The sequence below is a fragment of the Vibrio sp. genome (assembly GCF_048266485.1).
Taxonomy (GTDB): Bacteria; Pseudomonadota; Gammaproteobacteria; order Enterobacterales; family Vibrionaceae; genus Vibrio.
On record NZ_JBLWZK010000001.1, the window covers coordinates 446,570 to 470,112 of the forward strand.

18 protein-coding genes and 1 pseudogene are annotated in these 23,543 nt (G+C 39.8%); 12 read left to right on the top strand and 7 right to left on the bottom strand.

All coding sequences use genetic code 11. The annotated features are described in order from the left end of the window. The first annotated feature begins 113 nt into the window (after positions 1-113). On the top strand, positions 114-857 hold the full coding sequence (locus ACN0T8_RS02055; RefSeq protein WP_417879009.1) for a SanA/YdcF family protein: 744 nt from the start codon (positions 114-116) through the stop codon (positions 855-857). A gap of 1 nt (position 858) precedes the next feature. Here ACN0T8_RS02055 and ACN0T8_RS02060 read toward each other — a convergent pair whose 3' ends face one another. Then, positions 859-2,172: a GGDEF domain-containing protein gene (locus ACN0T8_RS02060; RefSeq protein WP_417879010.1), complete on the bottom strand. Its 1,314-nt coding sequence runs from the start codon at positions 2,170-2,172 to the stop codon at positions 859-861. A 285-nt stretch (positions 2,173-2,457) separates the two neighbouring features. On the opposite strand from ACN0T8_RS02060, the gene ACN0T8_RS02065 reads away from it, so the two are divergent. Beyond that, positions 2,458-3,294, top strand: a complete 837-nt coding sequence (locus ACN0T8_RS02065; protein ID WP_417879011.1) for a DUF2797 domain-containing protein — start codon at positions 2,458-2,460, stop codon at positions 3,292-3,294. A 66-nt stretch (positions 3,295-3,360) separates the two neighbouring features. On the opposite strand, the gene ACN0T8_RS02070 is transcribed toward ACN0T8_RS02065, so the two are convergent. From ACN0T8_RS02070 to tssI, 3 genes and pseudogenes are all read right to left on the bottom strand, one after another. Then, positions 3,361-3,609: a hypothetical protein gene (locus tag ACN0T8_RS02070; RefSeq protein WP_417879012.1), complete on the bottom strand. Its 249-nt coding sequence runs from the start codon at positions 3,607-3,609 to the stop codon at positions 3,361-3,363. A 9-nt stretch (positions 3,610-3,618) separates the two neighbouring features. Next, positions 3,619-4,509, bottom strand: coding sequence for a tetratricopeptide repeat protein (locus ACN0T8_RS02075; RefSeq protein WP_417879013.1), 891 nt, complete (start codon positions 4,507-4,509; stop codon positions 3,619-3,621). Further along, positions 4,493-7,416 (bottom strand): annotated as a pseudogene (gene tssI / locus ACN0T8_RS02080) (type VI secretion system tip protein TssI/VgrG). The gene ACN0T8_RS02075 and the pseudogene tssI overlap by 17 nt, the downstream one beginning before the upstream one ends. Positions 7,417-7,486: 70 nt before the next feature. Between tssI and trxB the strand changes: the two are divergent. The 3 genes from trxB to cydC all read left to right on the top strand — a co-directional run bounded on the left by trxB (position 7,487) and on the right by cydC (position 12,179). Next, positions 7,487-8,440 carry a thioredoxin-disulfide reductase gene (gene trxB / locus ACN0T8_RS02085; protein WP_417879014.1) on the top strand — a complete coding sequence of 318 codons (954 nt, stop codon included), beginning with the start codon at positions 7,487-7,489 and terminating at the stop codon, positions 8,438-8,440. 240 nt (positions 8,441-8,680) lie between these two features. Next, positions 8,681-10,465 (top strand): heme ABC transporter permease/ATP-binding protein CydD, encoded by a 1,785-nt coding sequence (cydD, locus tag ACN0T8_RS02090; RefSeq protein WP_417879015.1) that lies wholly within the window; start codon positions 8,681-8,683, stop codon positions 10,463-10,465. Continuing rightward, positions 10,458-12,179, top strand: coding sequence for a heme ABC transporter ATP-binding protein/permease CydC (gene cydC, locus ACN0T8_RS02095; protein ID WP_417879016.1), 1,722 nt, complete (start codon positions 10,458-10,460; stop codon positions 12,177-12,179). The genes cydD and cydC overlap by 8 nt, the downstream gene beginning before the upstream one ends. Before the next feature lie 143 nt (positions 12,180-12,322). Here the strand turns inward: cydC and serC are convergent, their stop codons facing one another. Further along, positions 12,323-13,405, bottom strand: a complete 1,083-nt coding sequence (serC, locus tag ACN0T8_RS02100; RefSeq protein WP_417879017.1) for a 3-phosphoserine/phosphohydroxythreonine transaminase — start codon at positions 13,403-13,405, stop codon at positions 12,323-12,325. 163 nt (positions 13,406-13,568) lie between these two features. Next, a complete protein-coding gene (locus ACN0T8_RS02105; protein WP_417879018.1) occupies positions 13,569-14,831 on the bottom strand; it encodes a DUF945 family protein in 1,263 nt (420 codons plus the stop codon). 233 nt (positions 14,832-15,064) lie between these two features. Here ACN0T8_RS02105 and ACN0T8_RS02110 point away from each other — a divergent pair, with 233 nt between their 5' ends. Further along, positions 15,065-15,616: a hypothetical protein gene (locus tag ACN0T8_RS02110; protein ID WP_417879019.1), complete on the top strand. Its 552-nt coding sequence runs from the start codon at positions 15,065-15,067 to the stop codon at positions 15,614-15,616. 96 nt (positions 15,617-15,712) lie between these two features. Here ACN0T8_RS02110 and ACN0T8_RS02115 read toward each other — a convergent pair whose 3' ends face one another. Continuing rightward, a complete protein-coding gene (locus ACN0T8_RS02115) occupies positions 15,713-16,306 on the bottom strand; it encodes a TfoX/Sxy family DNA transformation protein (RefSeq protein WP_417879020.1) in 594 nt (197 codons plus the stop codon). 438 nt (positions 16,307-16,744) lie between these two features. Here ACN0T8_RS02115 and ACN0T8_RS02120 point away from each other — a divergent pair, with 438 nt between their 5' ends. The 6 genes from ACN0T8_RS02120 to ACN0T8_RS02145 all read left to right on the top strand — a co-directional run bounded on the left by ACN0T8_RS02120 (position 16,745) and on the right by ACN0T8_RS02145 (position 23,516). Then, positions 16,745-17,650, top strand: a complete 906-nt coding sequence (locus ACN0T8_RS02120; RefSeq protein ID WP_417879021.1) for a lysine exporter LysO family protein — start codon at positions 16,745-16,747, stop codon at positions 17,648-17,650. Positions 17,651-17,754: 104 nt separating this feature from the next. After that, positions 17,755-18,276: a hypothetical protein gene (locus ACN0T8_RS02125; protein WP_417879022.1), complete on the top strand. Its 522-nt coding sequence runs from the start codon at positions 17,755-17,757 to the stop codon at positions 18,274-18,276. A 127-nt stretch (positions 18,277-18,403) separates the two neighbouring features. Next, positions 18,404-20,053 (top strand): pyridoxal-dependent aspartate 1-decarboxylase PanP, encoded by a 1,650-nt coding sequence (gene panP / locus ACN0T8_RS02130; protein ID WP_417879023.1) that lies wholly within the window; start codon positions 18,404-18,406, stop codon positions 20,051-20,053. Between the two features lie 294 nt (positions 20,054-20,347). Beyond that, a complete protein-coding gene (locus tag ACN0T8_RS02135; RefSeq protein ID WP_417879024.1) occupies positions 20,348-21,202 on the top strand; it encodes a MurR/RpiR family transcriptional regulator in 855 nt (284 codons plus the stop codon). Between the two features lie 104 nt (positions 21,203-21,306). After that, positions 21,307-21,573 carry a GrxA family glutaredoxin gene (locus ACN0T8_RS02140; protein ID WP_089123054.1) on the top strand — a complete coding sequence of 89 codons (267 nt, stop codon included), beginning with the start codon at positions 21,307-21,309 and terminating at the stop codon, positions 21,571-21,573. Between the two features lie 260 nt (positions 21,574-21,833). Next, complete coding sequence (locus ACN0T8_RS02145) at positions 21,834-23,516, top strand: aspartate:alanine antiporter (RefSeq protein WP_417879025.1); 1,683 nt, start codon at positions 21,834-21,836, stop codon at positions 23,514-23,516. The last annotated feature ends 27 nt before the right edge of the window (positions 23,517-23,543 follow it).

The following is a 23,543-nucleotide window of genomic DNA, read 5'->3' on the forward strand; positions in this document are numbered from 1 at the left end:
AAATACTCCACATAACAGGTAATATGGTATGGATGCTAACATGACAATAAACCGAAATTTTTTATGTGGAACATACTCATTTTTCATCACTCTCGAACATAGTCTTTAACTCTATGATCATAAGCCAAGATCGACTGCAATTAATACTAAAATGGCTAACCAGAAGCTTAACCACTCTGGGGATTGTATTTGTGCTCTTTCTCAGTAGCATTGTACTAATTGATCGGCTAATCAGTTGGCAAACACAAGATGCTATTTATCACGATATAACGGATGTCCCCCTATACAACCTTGGTCTAGTATTAGGCACCAGCAAATATATTGGCCATACTTTAAATACCTATTACTCACATCGAATTGAAGCGGCGATTGAACTGCACCGTAGAAAAAAAGTGACAGACTTCCTACTTAGTGGTGATAACGCACACCGATCCTATAATGAACCATGGACAATGAAGCGAGATTTGCTTAAAGCAGGTATTAAAGAAAAGAATATTCATCTTGATTATGCAGGTTTTAGAACTCTAGACTCTATCGTTCGAGCAAAAGAGGTTTTTCTTGCTGATAATTTTTTAATTATTACTCAAAACTTTCATTGTGAACGAGCGCTCTACATCGCTCAATATTACCATATTAACGCTCAATGTTTGGCAGTTCCCGGCCCTGTTGAAACATCCGGTTTATCCATTCGTATTCGTGAAGTTTTTGCCAGAACAAAAGCATTTTTAGATTTGTATATTTTACACTCACAACCTAAATTTTTTGGCCCAATCAGTCCTATTAAAAATACCAACTCACAAGGTTCAATTACCAATTTTAAAACAGACAATAGCGAAAATGAGCCTGTAGAAAATTAGATTAAATGAGCTTTTCTAGCACTTTCACGCGATTACGACCATTGCTTTTGGCATGATATAAAGCTTCATCTGCCCTAGCGATCATTTCTGTCACGCTTTCACCTGCTGTCATTTCGGTAACACCAAAGCTACAAGTCAATACTCCTACTTCAGGCCATTGATAACTTTCAACCATAGAACGAATGCTCTCAGCAACCTGTGAAGCTCTATCAATATCTGCGTTAAGACAAAAGACAATAAACTCTTCACCACCCCAACGAACTAAACGATCACCTTCTCGTAGCTGCCCATGAACTAATTCAGCAAACTCACGAAGCACTCGGTCACCAACATTATGGCCGAAAGTATCATTCACCGCTTTGAAGTGGTCTAAATCAACATAGATTATAGATAATCTTCCCGTCCCCCATCGAACTCGGCGTGCAAGATTGTCTAACCATTCACGAATCGCTCTGCGATTGCATGCCCCAGTAAGCTCATCTTTCGTGGCAATCAAAGAAACTTCGGTATATTTAGTTTCTAAAGCTTTATTCAACTTATTCAAATGTGCAGCATAGACGGCCATTTTTCGAACTCGCTTTCTCGATTGGAATAACTCATAAAACAAGAATGCTAATGCAGCAGAGATCCAAGTAGATAGCAAAACTAAAGCAAAGGTCTGTGGGCTTAAATAGTCACCTTTAAAAATGATTTTATTCACCGTAATTGTATGATCACCAATTACTGATCCTGAATCTGTCGCGATTTGAATTCTAGAGACGTTATCCATTTTTACACCAGACTCTTCAATTGGCACATTGTAATCAAACAACCACCAAGTCAGAACTTGAAACTTATCATAACCAATCTCTTTACCGCCTTGGCCAAACCCAGCATGATACTCAATCCCATTATATTTAAGTGTATTATCATCTTTAGGATCAAAGACCCTCGGTTCATAGTTCCTAATATTTACTCTAACTTTTGCCGTATCCTCTTGTACCCCTTGATAGTCAATATCAAGGAATACACGATCATAGCCAGACAAATCAACACCCTGAGTAACATCGTCTGATAAGCTAATAATCATTTCACAATAAGGCCATGGATAATTACTTTTCATAAGCCGACAAGACATGATTGGCACATCACCATCTAGGTTTAAGCTTACTTGACTATTCCCTCCCACCAAATTATCAGACGCCACTTTATACGGGTAATCTTTAGGCGACATCTCAAGCATTTTATTATGGCCAAAAAAGTAATAACCGATTGATAGAAATACGTTAAGCACAATAGTTACAAATACAATTTTAATGTAAAGTTTATTGAGCATTTTCATTCCTTGTAAATTCGTATTCTCATATGGATTAAAGTATAGATTCTTTAATCCATATGAGAATTTTGGCCTATATGATTCATTGAGTTAACACTCGAAACTCTAACTAAATATTTGCATATCATATACTTACAACTAAAACCGTCAGGGTTACTACAACATAAAAGGGATAATAGACATACAATCTACTGTGATAATTAAATCATTAACTAAGGCGCTATGAGTATAAAGCCAACTAAAATTTCGATAGACTAGACAAAATTAAAAATCATGGTCAAAAATATGTCGCTAAACATCACTGGAACCCTATCTAAACTTAACTCTCGCTTAAACTCAGAGCAAGCCAATCAGGTTGAATATGCCTTACCGGTTGGTGAAGAAAAAATCGCGCTCAACCCTTATATTGGTCAAACCATTACCCTAACTCACACTGGCAATATTTTCTGCTCATCGTGTGGTAAAAAAACCAAGAAAAGCTATTCTCAAGGCCATTGTTTTGTATGCATGAAAAAACTGGCAAGCTGTGATATGTGCATTATGAAACCGGAAACCTGCCACTACGATCAAGGCACTTGCCGCGAACCGATATGGGGTGAAGAAAATTGCATGGTCGATCACTACGTCTACCTTTCAAACACTTCAAGTATAAAGGTGGGCATTACTCGCCACACTCAGATCCCAACCCGTTGGATTGATCAAGGTGCGACCCAAGGCCTACCAATTTTTAAAGTGAAAACGCGCCATATTTCAGGCCTAATCGAAGTTGAATTAGCTAAGCACATTGCCGATAAAACTAACTGGCGCACTCTATTAAAAGAAAATGGTGAAGATCTCGCATTAGAAGAAAAATTCGCCCAGCTATTGCCTTTGATCCAGCCGACGATTGATGAAGTGAAAAAACAATTTGGCGATGATGCTATCAACGTTTTATCTTCCGAGGTTACCCCGATTTGTTATCCGGTAGAGCAGCACCCAGTCAAGATTGTCTCGCATAACTTTGACAAGAACCCTGTTGTGACGGGTCAGTTACAAGGTATCAAAGGGCAATATTTAATTTTAGATACTGGCGTGATTAATATCCGAAAATTCACCTCGTATGAAGTGACATTTAACGATTAAGCAAAAGAAACAGCCACCAAATAGAGGAATATGAACTCGATTTAGTGGCTTATTTACTAATGAAGATCAATCCACCCACTCATCACGAGAGGTGAAACCGTCGATGTAGACCATTGGGGTCATTTTATTGATAGTTTCTTTAGCTTGAGATTTAAAGGTAGCTTTTTCTTTTTCTGAAGGAATCGGTTTTTTAGTTGCTTTCCTATAAGGTTCTAGGGTACTTGAACCATTAAAATTAAACTTTAATAAATAATAATAATAATAATAAGCATCAAAACTATCACTATCATATTTTTCATTGAAGAAATTTGTCACTCCAGACTTTCAACCTAATAATATTGCATTTTTAGAAACTTCATCTTTAACACTCGGATTAAACTTGGCATATTTTTTAAAGGCTGGAATATAATTATTGTTTACCATAATTTCAAACAAACCAGTTATCATTTTTTGTTCTTTTGATGTAAGCGCTTTGTTTTTATAATCCCCAGCATTTAAATCCCAAATCAAAATAGCATCAACATAATCCATCAAAGGTTGATAATAATAATTCTCCGCAAACCGAATCACTTCTTTGATGTAGTGCTGACGAGTTTCTTTTGAAAAATTCAATTGATAGTAATTACCATTAGCCAATTGATTTTCTGTGATCACTGGGACCAGTTTTCCATCTTGGGTTAACTTTTTTAATAAAAAATATTGCGCCCGCAAATCTCCCTGCTTTGCTTGTTGTTTGAACATATCAATCGCTTTAATCAGGTTTTCTTGTGTACAAACTTTTTCTCCAAAATATAGAAGACATCCCTCAGAGTCTGGAGACAATTCAAACTGCGCATAAGCATTTCCAGCTTTTGCTGCCTCTTGATATAACCGAATAGATTTTGGAATAGATTTTACACTTGCCATGTAAATCATTTTGGAATACCAAAACTGTGCTTCTGGATCTTTGTTGTCTAAAAGAGGTTCCAAGTATTTATAGGCTTCTTTATTATTCCCATGTTGAATATTCACCAAAATATCGTACAGCTTATCTCCCGGTTTCACGGTACTGGAAATGTATGGGTCATCCGATTTTTTATTAATATTGGCATCAATAAATGGCTGAAAAAGCGCAATATCGTCTTCAGGGTTTGGCGTGTAGTCATTACAGCCCATGAGCCCAAGCGTGAAAACACACAATACTGCACTGATAGATAACTTAAGATAACGCGGCATTAATCGTCCACTCCATAATAAACTCTTGTTTGGTTTCAACTTCACCATCCGTATTACGGATTTGAATAGCCTCACCTTGTTTGGCGTCAGGATTTTCTACAATGGAAACCGGGTAAGCGTGATAGCGGCGCACTTTAACCTTGGGTAAAGTCACATAACTACTTTGATAGCTATTCGCTAGTGGGTCTTCTAGTTCATCCGAATACGTCAGCACCATGTTCTGGCAAAGTGCAACAGAAGTAAGGTTAAAATTAATAATACTCCCTTCACCAAACTGCTTCACAAACCTCGCCAGCTTAAACCAATTATCCTTAAACGATTCCCACTGCAAAGGCTTATCTTGCAATATCGCTGGGTCATTATTCATGCGAATCAAGCTTTCTTTCCACTGACGTTTTGAGCTGATGTTGTCATTTTCATTATCCACTAACCATTGCATGATTTGTACGATGGATTGCGCTAGGCGTTGGTTGCTTTGCTCTACAGTAAACCGATCACTAGGCTTATCTTGTTCCTTAATCAAGGTAGTAAACAAATTACGTAAGGTTTCCGGTGGTAACTTTACAAGCCATGTTCGTGTCATATATTGCTTATCAGGATCTAAAACACGGTTTGCTAAGAATGATGCATACTCTTTACTCAATGTACTTTGCTCGTATTTCGCCCATGTCGATACTGGCATCAATAACACATCTGCCACCGTTAAACCCATGGTCATGGCAAGTGTTAATACATTATTCAGTTTGACAAATTCTTCATTCTTGCCGTCTTCATCCACATCACCAAACACCGCTAAACGCTTATAGTCGTGCTGCTTTAGCACCCCAAGCAAGGTATCCACGAATCGGTCTACCCCTAACATGTCTAGATTAATGGCGAGTTTATCTGAAGCTCCCGGCCCCATCACCAATTTTGCTGAGCTCACAAGCACTAACACGCCACCTTGGAACAATAAGCGAAACTCACCTTTAGCCCCCACGCCAAAGGAGGCAGAAAGCTCACCATTAATACTACCCAGTTGTTGATACGGGTTCTTCTCCTTGATAGGCGGTGGCTGCCAATACACGGTAGCCCCTAAAGTACCTCCAGCTTCAACTCCTGCAAAGGCATCCACGGTAACGCCGGCATCCAAAGCATAATCAGAGCTTACTGGGCCAGAATTCAGCACATTCGTGGACTGTATATTGGGGTCAAAGGCCGTCACTGAACTGCCCTTTAGTCCAAAATTACCACTTCCGGTATCAGAAGCCCCAAACGCTACCTTACTGCTGAGTTGGCAAGATGCGCCCGCCAAACCATACACCGAGCCTTCAATTTTGGCCGCTAAGCAACCTGCTTTATATTCTTGCTGTGTATTATGAGCATCGACATAGTCTAATGTCAGGTCATAGCCTTTGACATCTTTGATGTCTTTATCCTTATTGCCCTTTTCAAACGGCAACCAAAACATAAAGCTGGCTTGCGCTTGCAACAACGCAAAATTCGCTGACACTTCACCCAAGCCAGATTGGTCTTCAAAACTGATTTCGTTAAACCCTTCACCTTGGTGGGTTTCACTGCGCCATACAGTTTTGGTTTTGTTGTCTGGCAGTGGGTAAGGCGGTAGGTTTTGGGCATTAAAGGCGCGACCTGTCACAATCGGTTGGTCTGGGTCGCCGTTTAAAAACGAGACAATCACTTCATGGCCGATTCTTGGAATGGCGATTTGTCCGTATTGACTACCGGCCCAACCTTGTGAGACTTGCACCCAACATGAGCTATGTTCATCGCCGTTGGAGTATCTATCCCACGGGAAATGTAGCTTCACTCGACCATATTCATCGCAGAAGATTTCTTCCCCATCAGGGCCAACAACGTAAGCGGTCATTGGGCCATCAACTTGTGGGCGAGTCATTTGCGGCATACGCCAGGTTTTATCGGCTGGAATAGCTTCAAATTGATTGGCGTAAGTGGTCGGTTTGCCGCCTGCGGATTCTTCAAGTGCTTGCGGTTGGTCGCCTTGATGAGTACTCGCATAACTAACCATTGTTTATTAAAGCTGTCATCAGAGTGTTCACTTAATTCAAACTTAGCGCCCGTTTGTAGTTGCGGTTCATTGCTTTTACCTTTGGCTGTGTGAGCATAGCGACGCAAACTATCTAGGCGTAGTTGGTTGAATTCTTTACCGGTAGCGTCATCTTTAAAGCGTCCCGGTGCATCAAAGTGCTCATAGGTATCACGCTGGTAGTCTATATCGCTAGCAACGGCTTGTTGGCTAAAAATGTACTGCGGCTTTTTAAAGCTACTATCACCGCTGTGTGCTTCACTGACTTCAAACTGAGTAGTCTTGCTGAACTCTTTTATATATGGCGTTGGGCTAATACCGCTTGCCATCACGTTATAAGGCACTGGTGAATCGAGCGAGGAAATCACTTGAGTATCATCGGTGAACAGTACGCTGTGTTTCCCTTTCGATTGTTCAATGTGATAAACCATCCCTTCTTCGGCGGCAAGACGGTTAATGAACTCAAGGTCAGTTTCTCGATATTGCATGCAGAACTCTCGTTGCTTTGGCGTGCGAGTTAGCGCAAAGGCAAAATCTTGAATGTCCATTTCTTTAAACAAAGTGGCGATGATATCGGGCGCGGAAATGGATTGGAAAATGCGGCTGTTATGGCGCAGCGATAAACGCTCAATGTCAGGTACTAAGGTTAGCGAATAAAAAGTATGGTGGTGACCGGTTTCACCTTGAGTAAAGTTACGTACAATACCATTGATACGCTGTACCACTTCACCATCGCGATGCATGACAAGCTCGACACTTTTATCGACCATGTCTAAAGCAGTTAAATCGGGGCGGCGACTAGCAAGCTCAATCTGATAACGAAAACCATGACACCAACTACCATCAGTTTGCAGAATGTAAATCTATTACTTTCTTTAATGCGATATTTTCCATACAATCCAGACACAATAACGCATTCAAATTGGAGTCTTCATGAACAACGTTAAGCATTGTAATTTACTCATCCTTGGTTCAGGTCCTGCTGGTTATACTGCGGCGGTTTATGCTGCACGCGCCAATTTGAAACCGGTATTAGTGACAGGTATGCAACAAGGTGGTCAATTAACCACCACAACTGAAGTTGAAAACTGGCCGGGTGATCCAGAAGGATTAACAGGCCCAGGCTTAATGGATCGCATGAAAGAGCATGCTGAACGTTTTGAAACTGAGATTGTGTTTGACCATGTTAATGAAGTAGATTTCAGCCAGCGCCCTTTCCGGCTAAAAGGTGATTCAAGCGAATATACTTGCGATGCGTTAATTATTTCAACGGGCGCGTCTGCTAAATACTTAGGTTTAGAATCTGAAGAAACCTTCAAAGGTCGCGGCGTTTCGGCTTGTGCCACTTGTGATGGTTTCTTCTATCGCAACCAAAAAGTTGCGGTAGTCGGTGGTGGTAATACCGCAGTAGAAGAAGCACTTTACTTGTCAAACATTGCTTCTGAAGTTCACTTAATTCACCGTCGCGACAGCTTCCGCTCAGAAAAAATTCTTATTAACCGCTTAATGGATAAAGTCGAGAATGGTAATATCATTCTACATACTGACCGCACACTTGAAGAAGTCGTGGGTGATGAAATGGGCGTAACTGGTGTTAAAATTAAGGATACTCAATCTGATAACCTTGAAACTATTGATGTGATGGGCGCTTTCATTGCGATTGGTCATCAGCCGAACACCGATATTTTCCAAGGCCAACTTGAAATGAAAGATGGTTATATCATCGTCAAATCAGGCCTAGAAGGCAACGCGACTCAAACTAGCATTGAAGGTATATTTGCTGCGGGTGATGTTATGGATCATAATTATCGCCAAGCGATCACATCCGCAGGTACAGGTTGTATGGCTGCACTCGATGCCGAACGCTACCTAGATGCGTTAAAATAATACTTACCTAAGAGGGCTTCGGTCCTCTTTTCTTTTATAAATAAGCGCCTTATTAAGTACAAGTGAATCAATCGCTGATAGAATATGTCTGCCTAATTATTTAGGTGAAAGTAACACAAGCCAATTTGTTATATCACTGCAGTGCCGACATGGCATCACTCTCGAATTTCAGTGTTTATAATAATGGCCTTTTTTAGATGCAATCCTGCCCCTTTCACCCCTGATGGGAATGAGTCTTACATGGATAAACAACAAAGACGTCATTTAACTAAATGGCTAAAACAGCAAGGTAAACTTGCGAAAAAATGGTTACTGATCACAATAGGGTTAGGTGTTCTTTCTACCTTATTTCTACTCGGTCAAGCCGCATTCTTAGCCTCTATTCTGCATAACATCATCATAGAGAACATCGATAAACATCAACTCGTCAGTTCTTTCATCGGTTTAGCGGTGATGATCGCAGGCCGTGCATTATGTACTTGGGGCCGTGAAATTGCCGGCTATCGCTGTGGTGAAGCAGTACGCCTTTATATTCGCCAACAAATTTTAGATAAACTACGCGATCTAGGCCCTGCCTATATTAAAGGTAAACCGGCTGGTACTTGGGGAGCATTATTACTCGAACAAGTTGAAGAGATGCAAGACTTCTTCTCTCGTTACTTGCCGCAAATGTCACTCGCGGTCTTCATTCCGTTTTTAATCTTAGTGGTCGTATTCCCAACCAACTGGGCGGCAGGTTTGATTTTCCTTATCACTGCTCCACTCGTTCCACTATTCATGGCATTAGTTGGTATGAAAGCAGCTGATGCCAATAAAAAGAACTTCAAAGCATTGCAACGTTTATCGGGTCATTTTTATGATCGTTTGCAGTCCATGACCACGATTCGTCTATTCCATCGTGCTGAAGCTGAAACAGAATTATTACGTGGAGCTTCTGAAGTTTTACGTAAAAGCACGATGGATGTGCTGCGTATTGCCTTCTTATCCTCAGCAGTACTTGAGTTCTTCACATCTATTTCCATTGCAATTACCGCGGTGTATTTCGGGTTTAGCTACATTGGCGAACTTAACTTTGGTTACTACGGCGCAGGAATCACCTTATTTACTGGTTTGTTTGTTCTTGTATTAGCCCCTGAATTTTACCAACCATTACGTGACTTAGGGTCCTTCTACCATGCAAAAGCTCAAGCTTTAGGTGCGGCAGGAAGTATTGTTGAGTTTTTAGATGCTGATGTTGAAGCGGCTAAATCTGGCACTACACCTTTATCTGCCCCAGATAAAATCGTCATTACCGCCCATGATTTGGAAGTGTTTAGTCCAGAAAAAACGAAACTAGTTGGTCCTATCTCTTTCACTTTAGATGCAAATCAAACCACAGCGTTAGTTGGCCCAAGTGGCGCAGGTAAAACCAGCCTAATCAATGCGATTCTAGGCTTTCTACCCTATTCTGGCTCTTTGCAAATCAATGGCATTGAAGTCAAAGAACTCGATTTAAAACAATGGCGCAGTAATATCAGTTGGGTGGGCCAAAATCCACTACTGGTTAACGGCAGCATTTATGACAACGTGGTTCTTGGACAACAAAACATTTCTCAACAAGAAGTCACTAAAGCATTACAAGATGCCTTTGCGGCTGAATTTGTCGAAAGTCATGGTTTGGATTATCACATTAGCGATCGTTCAGGTGGCCTTTCTGTTGGACAAGCACAGCGTTTAGCACTCGCTCGTGCCATGCTGCAAAATGGCCAATTCTGGCTGTTAGATGAACCAACCGCCAGCTTAGATGCACACAGTGAAAAATTAGTAGCTAAAGCATTAACGGATAATACCGTTGGCAAAACGACATTAGTGGTGACTCACCAATTAGATCACTTAAAGCAAGTTGAAAATATCTTAGTGATGAACGCTGGTCAGATTGTTCAATCAGGCCAATATAATGCGATTAAAGATTCAGGTTTATTTGCTCAAATGTTGTCTTCAAAAGTTGAAACCGACAACGAGAATAAGGGGAATTTAGATGCGTGAGTTAACACCTTATCTCAAACTCTACAAAAAGCACTGGTTTAGCCTATCACTGGGTATGTTTTTAGCCTTTGCGACTTTAGTGACCTCAATTGGCCTACTTACCCTTTCAGGTTGGTTCTTATCCGCAGCGGCGGTTGCTGGGCTTACTATTGCAAGAGAAACCTTCAACTACATGCTACCTGGTGGTGGTGTTCGAGGTTTTGCAATGGCGAGAACTGCTGGCCGTTGGGGTGAGCGAGTTGTCAGCCACGATGCAACGTTCAAGTTATTGGCCGATTTACGCATTTTCTTCTTTAAAAAATTAACACCATTGATTCCGGGGCGTTTATCAAAACTGCGCGATGCGGATCTACTCAACCGTCTTGTGGCGGATGTCGATGCCATGGATCACGTGTATTTACGTTTAGTGAGCCCAGTTATTGTCGGCATTTTTGGTATCGCATCGTTAACTGTGTTCATTGCTTGGTTTGATTTAACCATAGGCTTAACACTTGGGTTGATTCTACTCACCTTGTTATTATTGTGGCCGATTATTTTCTACAAATTAGGTAAGCACAATGGTGAAACGCTAACCCAAAATAAAGCTAAGCTACGTATTGCAACGCTAGATTGGGTACAAGGGCACAGTGAGTTAGTCCTATTTGGCGCTGAACCAAAATACCGTGAATCCATAAGCACACACCAAAATTCGCTAATTCAAAATCAATTTAAGAATGCTCACTACACCGGTCTTGCAAGCGCCCTACTGTTACTCTCAAATGGTTGGAGCCTAGTGCTGATCATTTGGATGGCTGCTGACGGTATTAATGGTCAGCTTCCTGGTCCAATGGTCGCGATGATGGCCTTTGCAACCATGGCAAGTTTTGAGCTTTTAATGCCAATTGCTGGTGCATTCCAATACCTAGGACAAACCTTAGAATCGGCACGCCGATTAAATGAAGTCCTTTCAGCAAAACCAGATGTCGTGTTTACCAAATCTGGCACCGAAACCAGCCAAAATTATGATATTCAGCTAAACAATGTGAAATACCGTTACCATGATAGTGATACCGATGCACTTAAATCAGTATCACTGCATTTAGGTGCGGGTCAGAAACTTGCGATTGTCGGCCAAACTGGTTCAGGTAAATCTACTTTACTGCAATTATTAACTCGCCAATTTGATGTCACTTCTGGTGAATTACTCCTTGGCGGTAGCTCTATCGAACAATGGACAGAGAAAGGTTTACGCCAAAGTATTTCAGTAGTTAGTCAACGTGTTGATATTCTAAATGGTACATTGAAAGACAACCTACAACTGGCTAAACCAGATGCTTCCGATGAAGAAATGAAGCAAATTTTACAAGAAGTTGGCCTGTCTCATCTTAATGACAGTACCGGGTTAGATACCTGGTTAGGAGATGGTGGTCGTCAACTATCTGGCGGTGAAAAACGTCGTATCGGTATTGCGCGTGCGGTATTACACAACGCTCCAGTTATGCTGTTAGATGAACCAACAGAAGGCCTAGATAAACAAACTGAAAGCCAAATCATACAGTTATTAAGTAAGCATACTATGGATAAAACAGTGGTATTCGTTACTCACCGTCTAGTTGGCTTAGAAAAAATGGATATGATTTGTCTGATGGATCAAGGCAAAATAGTAGAGCAAGGCAACCATAGCGAATTACTGGCCCAAAATGGCTTGTATCACCGCTTACATCAACGTCTATAATAATAAAGCACCTCTTCACCTTAACTTGTTAAAAAGGTAACCCAAACAAAAACCGCCAAGTTGATCGTTTCAACTTGGCGATTTCTTTATATCATACGAAGCATCACTATTACTTATATGAACGACTTTAAGCTCCAGGTATATTATTTATTTGCTGCTTCAAACGCTTTCATGAAATCAACCAAGGCTTGAACCCCTTCTAACGGCATTGCATTATAGATAGATGCTCGCATACCCCCTACCGCTCTATGTCCTTTCAAGGCTTGTAAACCTCGCGATTCAGCTTGCTCAAGAAACAATCCATCAAGCTCAGGTTTGGCGAGTTGAAATGGCACATTCATTAACGAACGATTATTCGCATGAATATTATTACGATAAAAGTCCGATTCATCAATGCATTGGTAAAGTAACGCTGCTTTGGCACGGTTCACTTTTTCAATTTTCGCAACACCACCATTAGCTTTCAACCATTTAAAAACTAATCCCGACAAGTACCAAGCATAAGTAGGAGGCGTGTTAAACATCGATTCTTTTTCGAACAAAACTTTGTAATTTAAAATGCTTGGCAACGCTGAATTAGCTAATTCCAGCAAATCATCACGCACAATCACAATACATAAACCGGCTGGACCAATGTTTTTCTGAGCACCTGCGTAAATCACACCATATTTAGATACATCAATTTCACGCGATAAAATTGTTGAAGACATATCTGCGACAATTGGTTTATCTGTTTGTGGTAAATCATTAATTTCAATACCATCAATGGTTTCATTCGGGCAAAAATGCACATAAGCTGCATCATCTGATAAAATCCAATCAGAAGCCGGCAGTATTGCGGTTTTACCATCAATTTCGGTAGATGCTTTAAACACATGCGGTTGGCAATATTTTTGCGCTTCATCAACCGCACTAGCAGCCCAATATCCGCCATCAATATAATCAGCTGTTTTAGCATCACCCAATAAGTTCATTGGAATCGCCGCGAACTGAGCACGTGCGCCACCTTGGCAGAAAAGTACTTTGTAATTATTAGGGATGGAAAGTAGATCGCGTAGATCTTGCTCTGCATCCGCAGCAACTTTCAAAAAAGGTTTACTGCGGTGGCTGATTTCCATAACGGATGTGCCTAGGCCATTCCAATCTAAAAACTCTTTTTGAGCTTGTTGCATAACCGTTTTAGGAAGGCTTGCTGGGCCAGCACTGAAGTTATAGGTAGGTTCCATGATGAATTCTGCTCCTGCGTAGATGAGAAATGAAAATAACGAATTTACCTACAGTAATACCATTTTTTACTTAATTGAGAAAAGTCATTTTTGTTCAAACGTAAAAAAAGAGGCCACATTGGCCTCTTTCATAACAAAACACCTATTTTTTCAAAAAATTCAATTATACGAATAACTGTGCAAGTACCGCAAATAACGGCAATGTTTTACCACTTTTGAACACAATGTTGCCGTCTTTAATATCACTATTAAGATGATAGCCATCTGCTTTCTTCGCCATGATTCCTTGTTGAATTAGGTTATCTAAACCCGATTGAATAAATGGAAATTGCGTAACCATTTCATTGGAAACAAAGGCATTAGCTTCACCATAAATCGATGAAATCACTTGCATTGGATTCTTAGTCACTTTGTTATCTCCTTTAGGAAAATTAAGTAACCAATCACTATTAAACTTGCCTTCACCAATCGAGGCTTTCATCTCATTAAGAGAAATACTGAACCCTTTTTCAAACAAGCCATCGATCGATGCCATTACTACTTTAAGATCATCATTATTGAGCTCATGACCTTTATCTTGATAAACACTTAATAATTGAGAAAAGTTTTCAATATCTAAGGCATTAAATGAAGCATCAACACCCAGATCTGTCAGTGAATCATCAACAAGTTCTACTGTATCTATTGCGATTTTATGGTGACTAGAGAAAGTTTTATCTTTTGCATTTTCTTCTGTATTAAATTCATAATCGAATTTGTGCACATCAACAATACTCACGCCCTGAGCATCCACCATATTGGTTTCACCTACAGTGATTTGTTGGCTTCCCAACCAAAAGCCCTCTTTTTTTTGACCGTTGCCTGAACCAACAATAGAGTCAACAATCAACGATTCACCATTGTTGAAATGTCCATCAAAACCGTCAAAAACATAAGTAAAATTAATATGTCCATCACGGCTAATGTCAGCATTCAATTTAACAGGAGAAAACTCCAACTTAGAATTCTCATCATTAGCAAAGTTAAATGTCATTTTTTGGCTAGTCATATCCAATGCAGTTGAGCCATTAATATAGGTAACAGAATGGATATCAATCGGTAAGCGAGAATAGTCATTAGGCTTAGTATCCGTCGCGATACTGATCAGGCCATGGCTGATAGTGTGATCTAACATGAACTCTGTTGGCAAACCATCTAATTCAAGCTGTTGCTTTAATACTGGATCAACCACAGTGACTTTAGTTTGTGCTGTTGAGCTCAAGTAACCACGATCATAATTAACAAGCTCAACATTGACTTCTTTTGTGTCCAGCTCATTTACCGTATCTTGAATAGTCGTTTGAGCGAACTGCCCTAGTGCTAATGGCCAACATGCAACTAATAGTACTGCGCCACCAATTGCGACAAACTTCTTTACATTATTCATTTTAATCCTTAGCAAATAAAAAACAGTCTATCGTAAATTCATTTTTAATGTCATGAAAAAAAAGACATTGAATGAATATATAAAGTGATAATATTTGTCTGAATGCTTACATTAACCGGTACTTTGTCAATTTACATAAGTCGTTGCTTCTGACAAAATCAACAGCATAGAGCAAAAAATAAATAATTTATTTGCTATTTTTACAATTAAATAAAAATAAAGGGTTTTCTTTCATGCGCAAGTCACTGATTCTTTCTGGCCTATTATTGGTATCTGGGTCTACCTTTGCAGCTAATAATGGCTCTGCTAATATGAGTAACTTTAACTACGATTACATTGATGCGCGAATCGGCTTTAGTCCGATGACTTTTGGTGCCGCTGTCAGTAAATCTATCCACCCTAATGCTCATGCCATCCTTTCTGTAGATTCTGAATTCGACAGTGATTACGATCTTTCAGCTGGTTTGGGTTTCCATGCTCCAGTCAATAACTGGGCAGATATCACTGGTGAAATGTTATTTAAATTGGTTGATGACCGTCATAAATTTGATAATGACTCAGGTATGGAAGTTAATCTAGGTGTTAGACAGTGGTTAGGTCCACAGTTTGAAATTGGTGGTCAAGTTGGTTACTACAAAATCAACAACCATGATGATACCGATGAAGTTTATGGTTCAATTTCAGGTCGATTCCATGCAACAGAACTATTCTCTATTGGCCTAGAAGGTAAGCTAAATTACATCTATGGTGACCAAGTTATGGTTACAGCACGTTTTAACTATTAATTAAACACGCTTAACTGTTAATCAAAATCACACATTGCCAAGACAAGAAAGCCTCGCACAAAATACGAGGCTTTTCCTGTAGATCTTAACGGTTTCTTAGTGGTGTACACTGGATAAAAGTTGTTGCTTTCTAGGCTCTTGAATAAGTTTCCAATGGCAACCATCTATTGCTCCGGCAAATTTCCACAACAAACGTATATCAACATCACCACCATACGCTTCTTTTACCTTCATGAAGACATCTTCAGGCCTCATCTGTAAAAATGTACTCACATCTGGTACGCCTGCTTTTTTCACCATTCGCTCTAGTGTAAGTTGCATATTGGGTAAATCTCGCAACCTACGACTATTTGCTGACTTTTGAAATGCTCTTTCTTGCTTAGAATATTCTATTGATAATTGAATGATATTATCGAGTGACGTATCACCTTCTGTATAAAGTTTCGTTACATCAAAATAATTCACTGTTGCTACTGTTTGTTTTTTAACGTGTTTATATCTTTTACAGCCCCTTTCTTCCAAGGTTTTATCAAGACTACCGCCGCCACGAATAAAAATAGTTCCATCAGAAATCAGTGCATACATTGCATCTTCACTAAATAATCCAATTCCTCCAAACATTGAACGCTTCTGAAATAAGCCAAATTTAGCTACATATTCAAAAAAAGAACGTTCCATATTGCTACCCATGTGTAACCTCCGTACTTATGTTTAACCCCCCGATCAATACACAAGCGCCATTAAGACATATTATTTATCATTTCCATATTTTTGCGAGCAACTTAAAAACACAGACTCTATTAACCATGTTTTTATGAACACGCTCTAATATTAATGATACTTTATGATGAAAATTAAGTAAGTGCACAGCTCACATTCAATTATAAAAACCCATAAAAAATGTGAAATTGGTCGCATTGTTATGTTTATTACGTCATGGAAATATAATGACACATTCATAAAGTAAATATTTCCACAAAAAAGCCATTATGCATAAAATAGCCAATAAACTTAATTTAAATAAAAAATAAAGAGCCAACTTAGTTAAGTGGATGATTTTTATTCTCAAAATCATTAAGATGGTCGCGCAATTGCGCTTTACTCTCTCACTTTTCATTTGGGGTGTTTATGTATTCAGGTGTATTTATGATTTTCCTGCCATTAGTCGTGGGTTATTTCATCCCCCTCCGTAGCGAAACTTGGCACCATAGAATCAATCAAACCGTTTCTTATTTGATCTACGTTATCCTATTTTTTATGGGATTAAGTCTGTCGGCGTTAGATAACTTAGGCAGTAACTTACAGACAATTGCACTTTTCACCTTTACCTTTTTTATCTCGATTGGTGCTTGCAACCTGGCTGCACTACCATTTGTAGATAAATGGATGCCCATCGAAGCCCAGTCAAAAGCCGCTCCATTACCGGTTTACATGATGGCATTAGAATCCGCCAAACTCATTTTAGTCGTTGGCGCAGGCTTATTATTAGGTCTACTGCTTCCTTTTCAGGTTCCGTACATTAGTAAAATCAGCGAAAGCATTTTATTACTCTTGCTCTTTTTCATTGGCATTCAATTAAGAAATAGTGGCCTCACGCTCAGACAAATTATTTTAAATAAACGCGGTATGATCATCGCTTGTATTGTTGTTGGTACCTCATGGATTGGTGGCATCATTGCATCGTATATATTGGATATACCTATGACTAATGGTTTAGCGATGGCATCAGGGTTTGGCTGGTATTCACTTGCGGGAATTTTGATGGGAGATGCTTATGGCCCTGTTTATGGTGGCGCTTCTTTTATGTTGGAATTACTGCGTGAATTAGTTGCCTTAATTGCCATACCGATGTTTATTCGTCGCTACCCTTGCACCAGTATTGGTTATGCAGGCGCGACAGCCATGGACTTTACTTTACCCGTCATCCAAAGTACTGGCGGTGTAAAATGTGTCCCTATTGCCATCGTCAGCGGCTTTATACTCAGCTTACTCGTTCCGGTACTGATGTTATTTTTCGTATCATTGGGCGCGTAAATTCGAAAAAACAAACAATAAAAAGTGATATGATGCACTGATTTAGACGACTACCATCATTTATAATAAATGGCTTTATTAGTGCCTTACCTCAAGGAAAGAAAATGAAAAAACCTGCTATCGCCCTTTTATTGTTATCTCTCAGCAGTTCCGTGTTTGCCGCTACAGATAAAAATACCCAATGCTTAACGGATAAATACCATGCGTATATTGATGCATCTTTAACTTGGTACCAAGATCTTGTATCGATTACCACCGAGGCAAACCCAGATTTAAAAGAAGTCGGTGATTGGTTTTTACAAGGTAGAACCCACCATTTTGAATTAAACCGTGCTGCAGTGGATTTTTATCTCACTTCTGAACCTGAAAAAATTGCCACGGATGAGCAAGTAGAATCATGGTTAAAACTTTCTCAAGCCGATGTAAAAACTTTGTCACAACGTAATGATGAATTAGGCAAGGTAGCTAAAACAACATTTGATGACCGCCAATCGCCACCGAATGAAAAGAACTATGAATTACGCTCTGCTTTTGCTGACCTGTTAAGCCACCCTAGCAATATCAAGCCTGCATTAGACAAATACAATCAATCGGTTGCGAAAACTAACGCCATTGAGTGTAATTAACTATATGTAAGTAACCGTATATAATCACGGCCGCACACACCTTACCGACATTTGAGCGAGACTTTATTGATTTATTACGATAAATTATTTCGCTCAAATCAATGGAAACTCTAGAAGAAAACGTGTTATGGGATCTAACGACAAAATTGTAGATGTCAATTTTGAGAGCTTGCTGCGCATTTTTACTGTGCCGGAAGCTCCCGATTCAACCTTGGGTAACATCGAACAAAAGCTCTCTCAGAATCTAAATGAATTCTTAAGAGAACATATTGTCGCGGAAGAAAAACCCTTATCAGAGATCGAAAAAGATTTTTCAGATGCCGTCATTCCCGAGTTTCCGACCTTCGTTTCAGAGCATACTCAGCATCTTCTTGATACTTTAGTCTCCCACTCGGTACACACCTCAGCACCAAGCTTTATTGGTCATATGACTTCTGCATTGCCTTACTTTTTAATGCCATTGTCTAAAATCATGATTGCGCTGAATCAAAACCTAGTAAAAATTGAAACCTCCAAAGCATTCACGCCGTTAGAGCGCCAAGTACTTGGCATGTTACACCGTTTAATTTACGGGCAATCTGAAAACTTTTATCAAAAATGGATGCATAGTTCGGAGCATTCACTCGGTGCATTTTGCTCTGGTGGCACCATAGCAAACATCACCGCATTATGGGTTGCGCGTAATAATGCATTAAAAGCTGATGGCAATTTCCAAGGGGTAGAAAAAGAAGGTCTATTTAACGCCATGATGCATTATGGCTATCAAGGCATGGCGATATTAGTGTCTGAACGTGGGCACTACTCTCTTAAAAAAGCTGCCGATGTGCTCGGTATCGGCCAATCAAATCTTATTCCAGTCAAGGCCGATGAAACTAACCGCATCTGCCCGACAGCACTTGAAGAAACCATAAAGCAACTTAAAACAAAAAAAATCAAACCATTCGCGATTATTGGTGTAGCGGGCACAACCGAAACGGGCAACATTGATCCTTTAGACACCATTGCCGATATTGCACAACGCGAAGATTGCCACTTTCATGTGGACGCTGCTTGGGGTGGCGCGACATTAATGTCAAATAATCATCGTTCATTATTAAAAGGCATTGAACGCGCTGATTCTGTGACGATAGATGCCCATAAACAGCTGTATATCCCGATGGGTGCAGGAATGGTGTTATTTAAAAATCCAGAAGCAATGAAAGCGGTTGAACACCATGCTGAATATATTCTACGTAAAGGTTCGAAAGATCTCGGTTCACATACATTAGAAGGTTCTCGCTCCGGCATAGCGATGCTCGTGTATTCCAGCATGCACATTATTAGCCGCCCAGGTTACGAACTATTAATCGATCAAAGCATTGATAAAGCGCGTTACTTTGCCGACTTAATCAAGCAGCAAAATGATTTCGAGTTAATTTCTGAGCCGGAATTATGTTTGCTGACTTATCGCTATGTACCACAAGACACGCAAAAAGCTTTAGTAATTGCATCGACTGAAGAGCGCAAACAATTACACCAATTACTCAATGAACTGACACAATTTATTCAAAAGAAACAGCGTGAAAATGGCCTGTCATTTGTCTCCCGTACTCGTTTAACGCCAGTACAATGGGACCGCATGGAAACCAGTGTATTCCGTGTGGTGCTCGCTAATCCACTCACCACCAATGACATTCTTCATTCAGTTATCGAAGAACAGCGACAAATTGCTCAAACGAGTTCAATAGTCTTGCCACAAATTCACCAACTTACAGCCAAAGTTTTGCAGAGTGCCTAAGACAACCCAGACAAACATCCTGTAAATTTATTTCGAAAAGTAGAAACCCAGTGACCAATATCATCATTAGCGAGCGATAAAATTGGGTTTATTACTTACAAAACTGTAATTTAATTTGAAGTTTGTCATGTTATCACTATAAAAATTCCCACCGAATACATGAATATCCTCTCTCCGTGGTTATACTGGCTATGTACTCATGGACTCGAGTATATATCTGGGCAATGACTACCCTATCTTTATATTCAAGTAATACCCAATTTGGCTTTGAGTCTCAGCATTTTCGAGAGCAATATGAATACATTAGAAAAAATTCAAAAGAACCTAGATATTTTCAGTAAATCAGAAAGAAAAGTCGCAGAAGTCATTATCGAAGCTCCACAAACAGCGATTCATTCTAGTATTGCGACCTTAGCCAAAATTGCTGACGTGAGCGAACCAACCGTCAACCGTTTCTGCCGCCGCTTAGATACCAAAGGCTTCCCTGACTTCAAACTGCATTTAGCCCAAAGTTTGGCCAATGGCACTCCTTATGTAAATCGTAATGTAGAAGAATCTGACGGTCCTGATGCTTATACCCATAAAATATTTGAGTCCACCATGGCTTGCTTAGATGTCGCCAAAAATAGCCTCGACCCTTTTCAAATTAACCGTGCCGTCGATCTACTCACGCAAGCGAAACGAATTTCATTCTTTGGTTTGGGGGCCTCCTCTGCAGTAGCCAAAGATGCACAGAACAAATTCATCCGTTTTAATATTCCAATCATGAATTTTGACGATGTTGTCATGCAACGAATGAGTTGTATTAACTCGACAGAAAATGACGTTGTTGTTTTGATTTCACATACCGGACGAACAAAAAGTCAGGTAGAAACCGCTCAACTCGCCAGAGAGAATGGCGCAACTGTGATTGCTATTACCGCCAAAGACTCCCCTTTAGAACAAATGTGCGACTTGGCAATAACCCTTGATATTCCAGAAGATACCGATGTTTATATGCCAATGGCAAGTCGTGTGGTTCAAATGGTAGTGATTGATGTACTCGCGACCGGTTTTACTTTACGTCGCGGTTCAGGCTTTAGAGAAAATTTAAAACGAGTAAAAGATGTACTAAGGGATTCACGTTACAATAAAACAACCCCATTTTAAGCGAATCCTACATACTTAATTACTTTTAACTCTTAATCTGAACTTTAAAAACTCATTCTCTTAAGGCATAGTGAACCACATAACGAATTGGAAGGAGATAAACCATGTTTGTAGTTATTTTTGGTCGTCCAGCTTGCCCGTTTTGTGTACGAGCAAAAGAGTTAGCGGAAAAGTTAAAAGAAGAGCGTGATGACTTCAACTACCGCTATGTTGATATTCATGCAGAAGGTATCAGTAAAGCTGATTTAGAAAAAACTGTTGGCAAACCAGTTGAAACGGTTCCTCAAATTTTTGTAGACCAAGATCATGTAGGTGGATTTACAGAATTTGAAGCCTATGCAAAAGAAAACCTAGGTTTATACAGCGAATAAAGCTCATTCAAATCCCCCCCTTTTAAAGCGACCAGTCTCACTGGTCGTTTTTTCATCCCTTTTAAATCACAACACATCATCAATCAATATTTAACAACGCAAAATTTAATTCAATTTTTTTGTTTTTTCCCTTATTAATTCCACATTTATCCGATACACTTCATAACTAAGCTTATCGACTTAATCTTACTGATTTTAATAGTAAGTTTTTAGATAACCATCTATTCTTTGTTGTACTTTAATTTCACCTGAGAAATATCGTGAATATAGACGTTGCTGCACTCTTAAACCAAAATCCTATACTACTGTTATTTGTTGTATTGGCGATCGGTTTATCTATTGGTAAAATTCGTTTCGGAAACTTTCAACTTGGCAATTCTATTGGCGTCCTGCTGACGGCGTTATTTATGGGAAACCTTGGCTTTGTATTTAATGCCGAGGCGCTAACCATTGGCTTTATGTTATTTATTTACTGTGTAGGAATCGAAGCTGGACCTAACTTTTTCGGTATATTTTTCCGCGATGGTAAACACTACTTCTTCCTAAGTTTGATTGTATTGATTACTGCAACAACACTGACATATTGCTTAGGACATTTTTTTGGCTTAGATTTTGGATTAACCGCTGGCATTATGGCAGGCTCAATGACAGCAACCCCCATTCTAGTTGGTGCGCAAGATGCATTAAATTCCGGCCTAGGAACGATTCCCGATAGCATGCAATTATCCAATGTTTTAGATAACCTATCGGTTGGCTATGCATTATCTTATTTGATTGGCTTAACCAGCATGATCATGTTTGCCAAGTTGCTGCCTAAACTACAAAAAGAAAATCTCAGTGATTCAGCACAGCGTATTGCCCAAGAGCGCGGTCTAGGCGGTGCGGGACAACGAAAAGTCTACTTGCCTATTATTCGTGCTTATCGTGTTGGACAAGAACTTATCGATTGGACTGATGGCAAAAATCTGCGTGAACTAGGTATTTATCGCCAAACTGGTTGCTACATCGAACGTATTCGTCGTAATGGCATCCTCGCCCATCCAGATGGTGATGCTATATTACAACTCGGTGATGAGATTGCTTTAGTGGGTTATCCCGATAGTCACGCTCGCCTTGATCCTAGCTTCCGTAACGGTAAAGAAGTATTCGATCGCAACTTGCTTGATCTTCGCATTGCCGAAGAAGAAATCGTCGTAAAAAGTGACAGTATTGCTGGAAAAAAGCTTTCTGATCTAAACATTGCAGAATATGGCTGTTTCTTAAACCGAGTTGTTCGTGCGCAAATTGAAATGCCAATGGATCTTAATATCGTGCTGGCTAAAGGGGATATTTTACAAGTCAGTGGTGAAAAAAGCCGTGTACTTGGCTTAGCAGAGCGAATTGGTTTCATCTCAATTCATAGCCAAATTGCCGATTTACTGGCCTTCTGTAGCTTCTTTATCATTGGTTTATTGTTTGGCTTAATCACCATGACATTTGGTCAAGTAACTTTCGGACTAGGTAATGCGGTAGGCTTACTTATTTCGGGCATTACTCTAGGTTATTTAAGAGCGAACCACCCGACTTTCGGTTATGTACCTCAAGGTGCATTGAATATGGTCAAAGATCTCGGTTTAATGGTCTTCATGGTGGGAATTGGATTAAGTGCTGGTGCTAATATGCTCGAATATTTAGGACAAATGGGCTTAAAAATTGTTGGCGTTAGCTTCCTTATCAGCGTACTTCCGGTTGTGGTTGCTTACCTATTTGGGGCTCATGTATTGAAGATGAACCGTGCATTATTATTTGGAGCCATTATTGGTGCAAGAACCTGTGCTCCCGCAATGGATATTGTTAATGATTACGCGAAATCGACCATTCCTGCGCTTGGTTATGCGGGTACTTACGCCATTGCCAATATCTTAATGACACTCGCCGGTACCTTGATCATTATATTAAGCTAACAGTAACGTTAACTTCCAAACACAAAG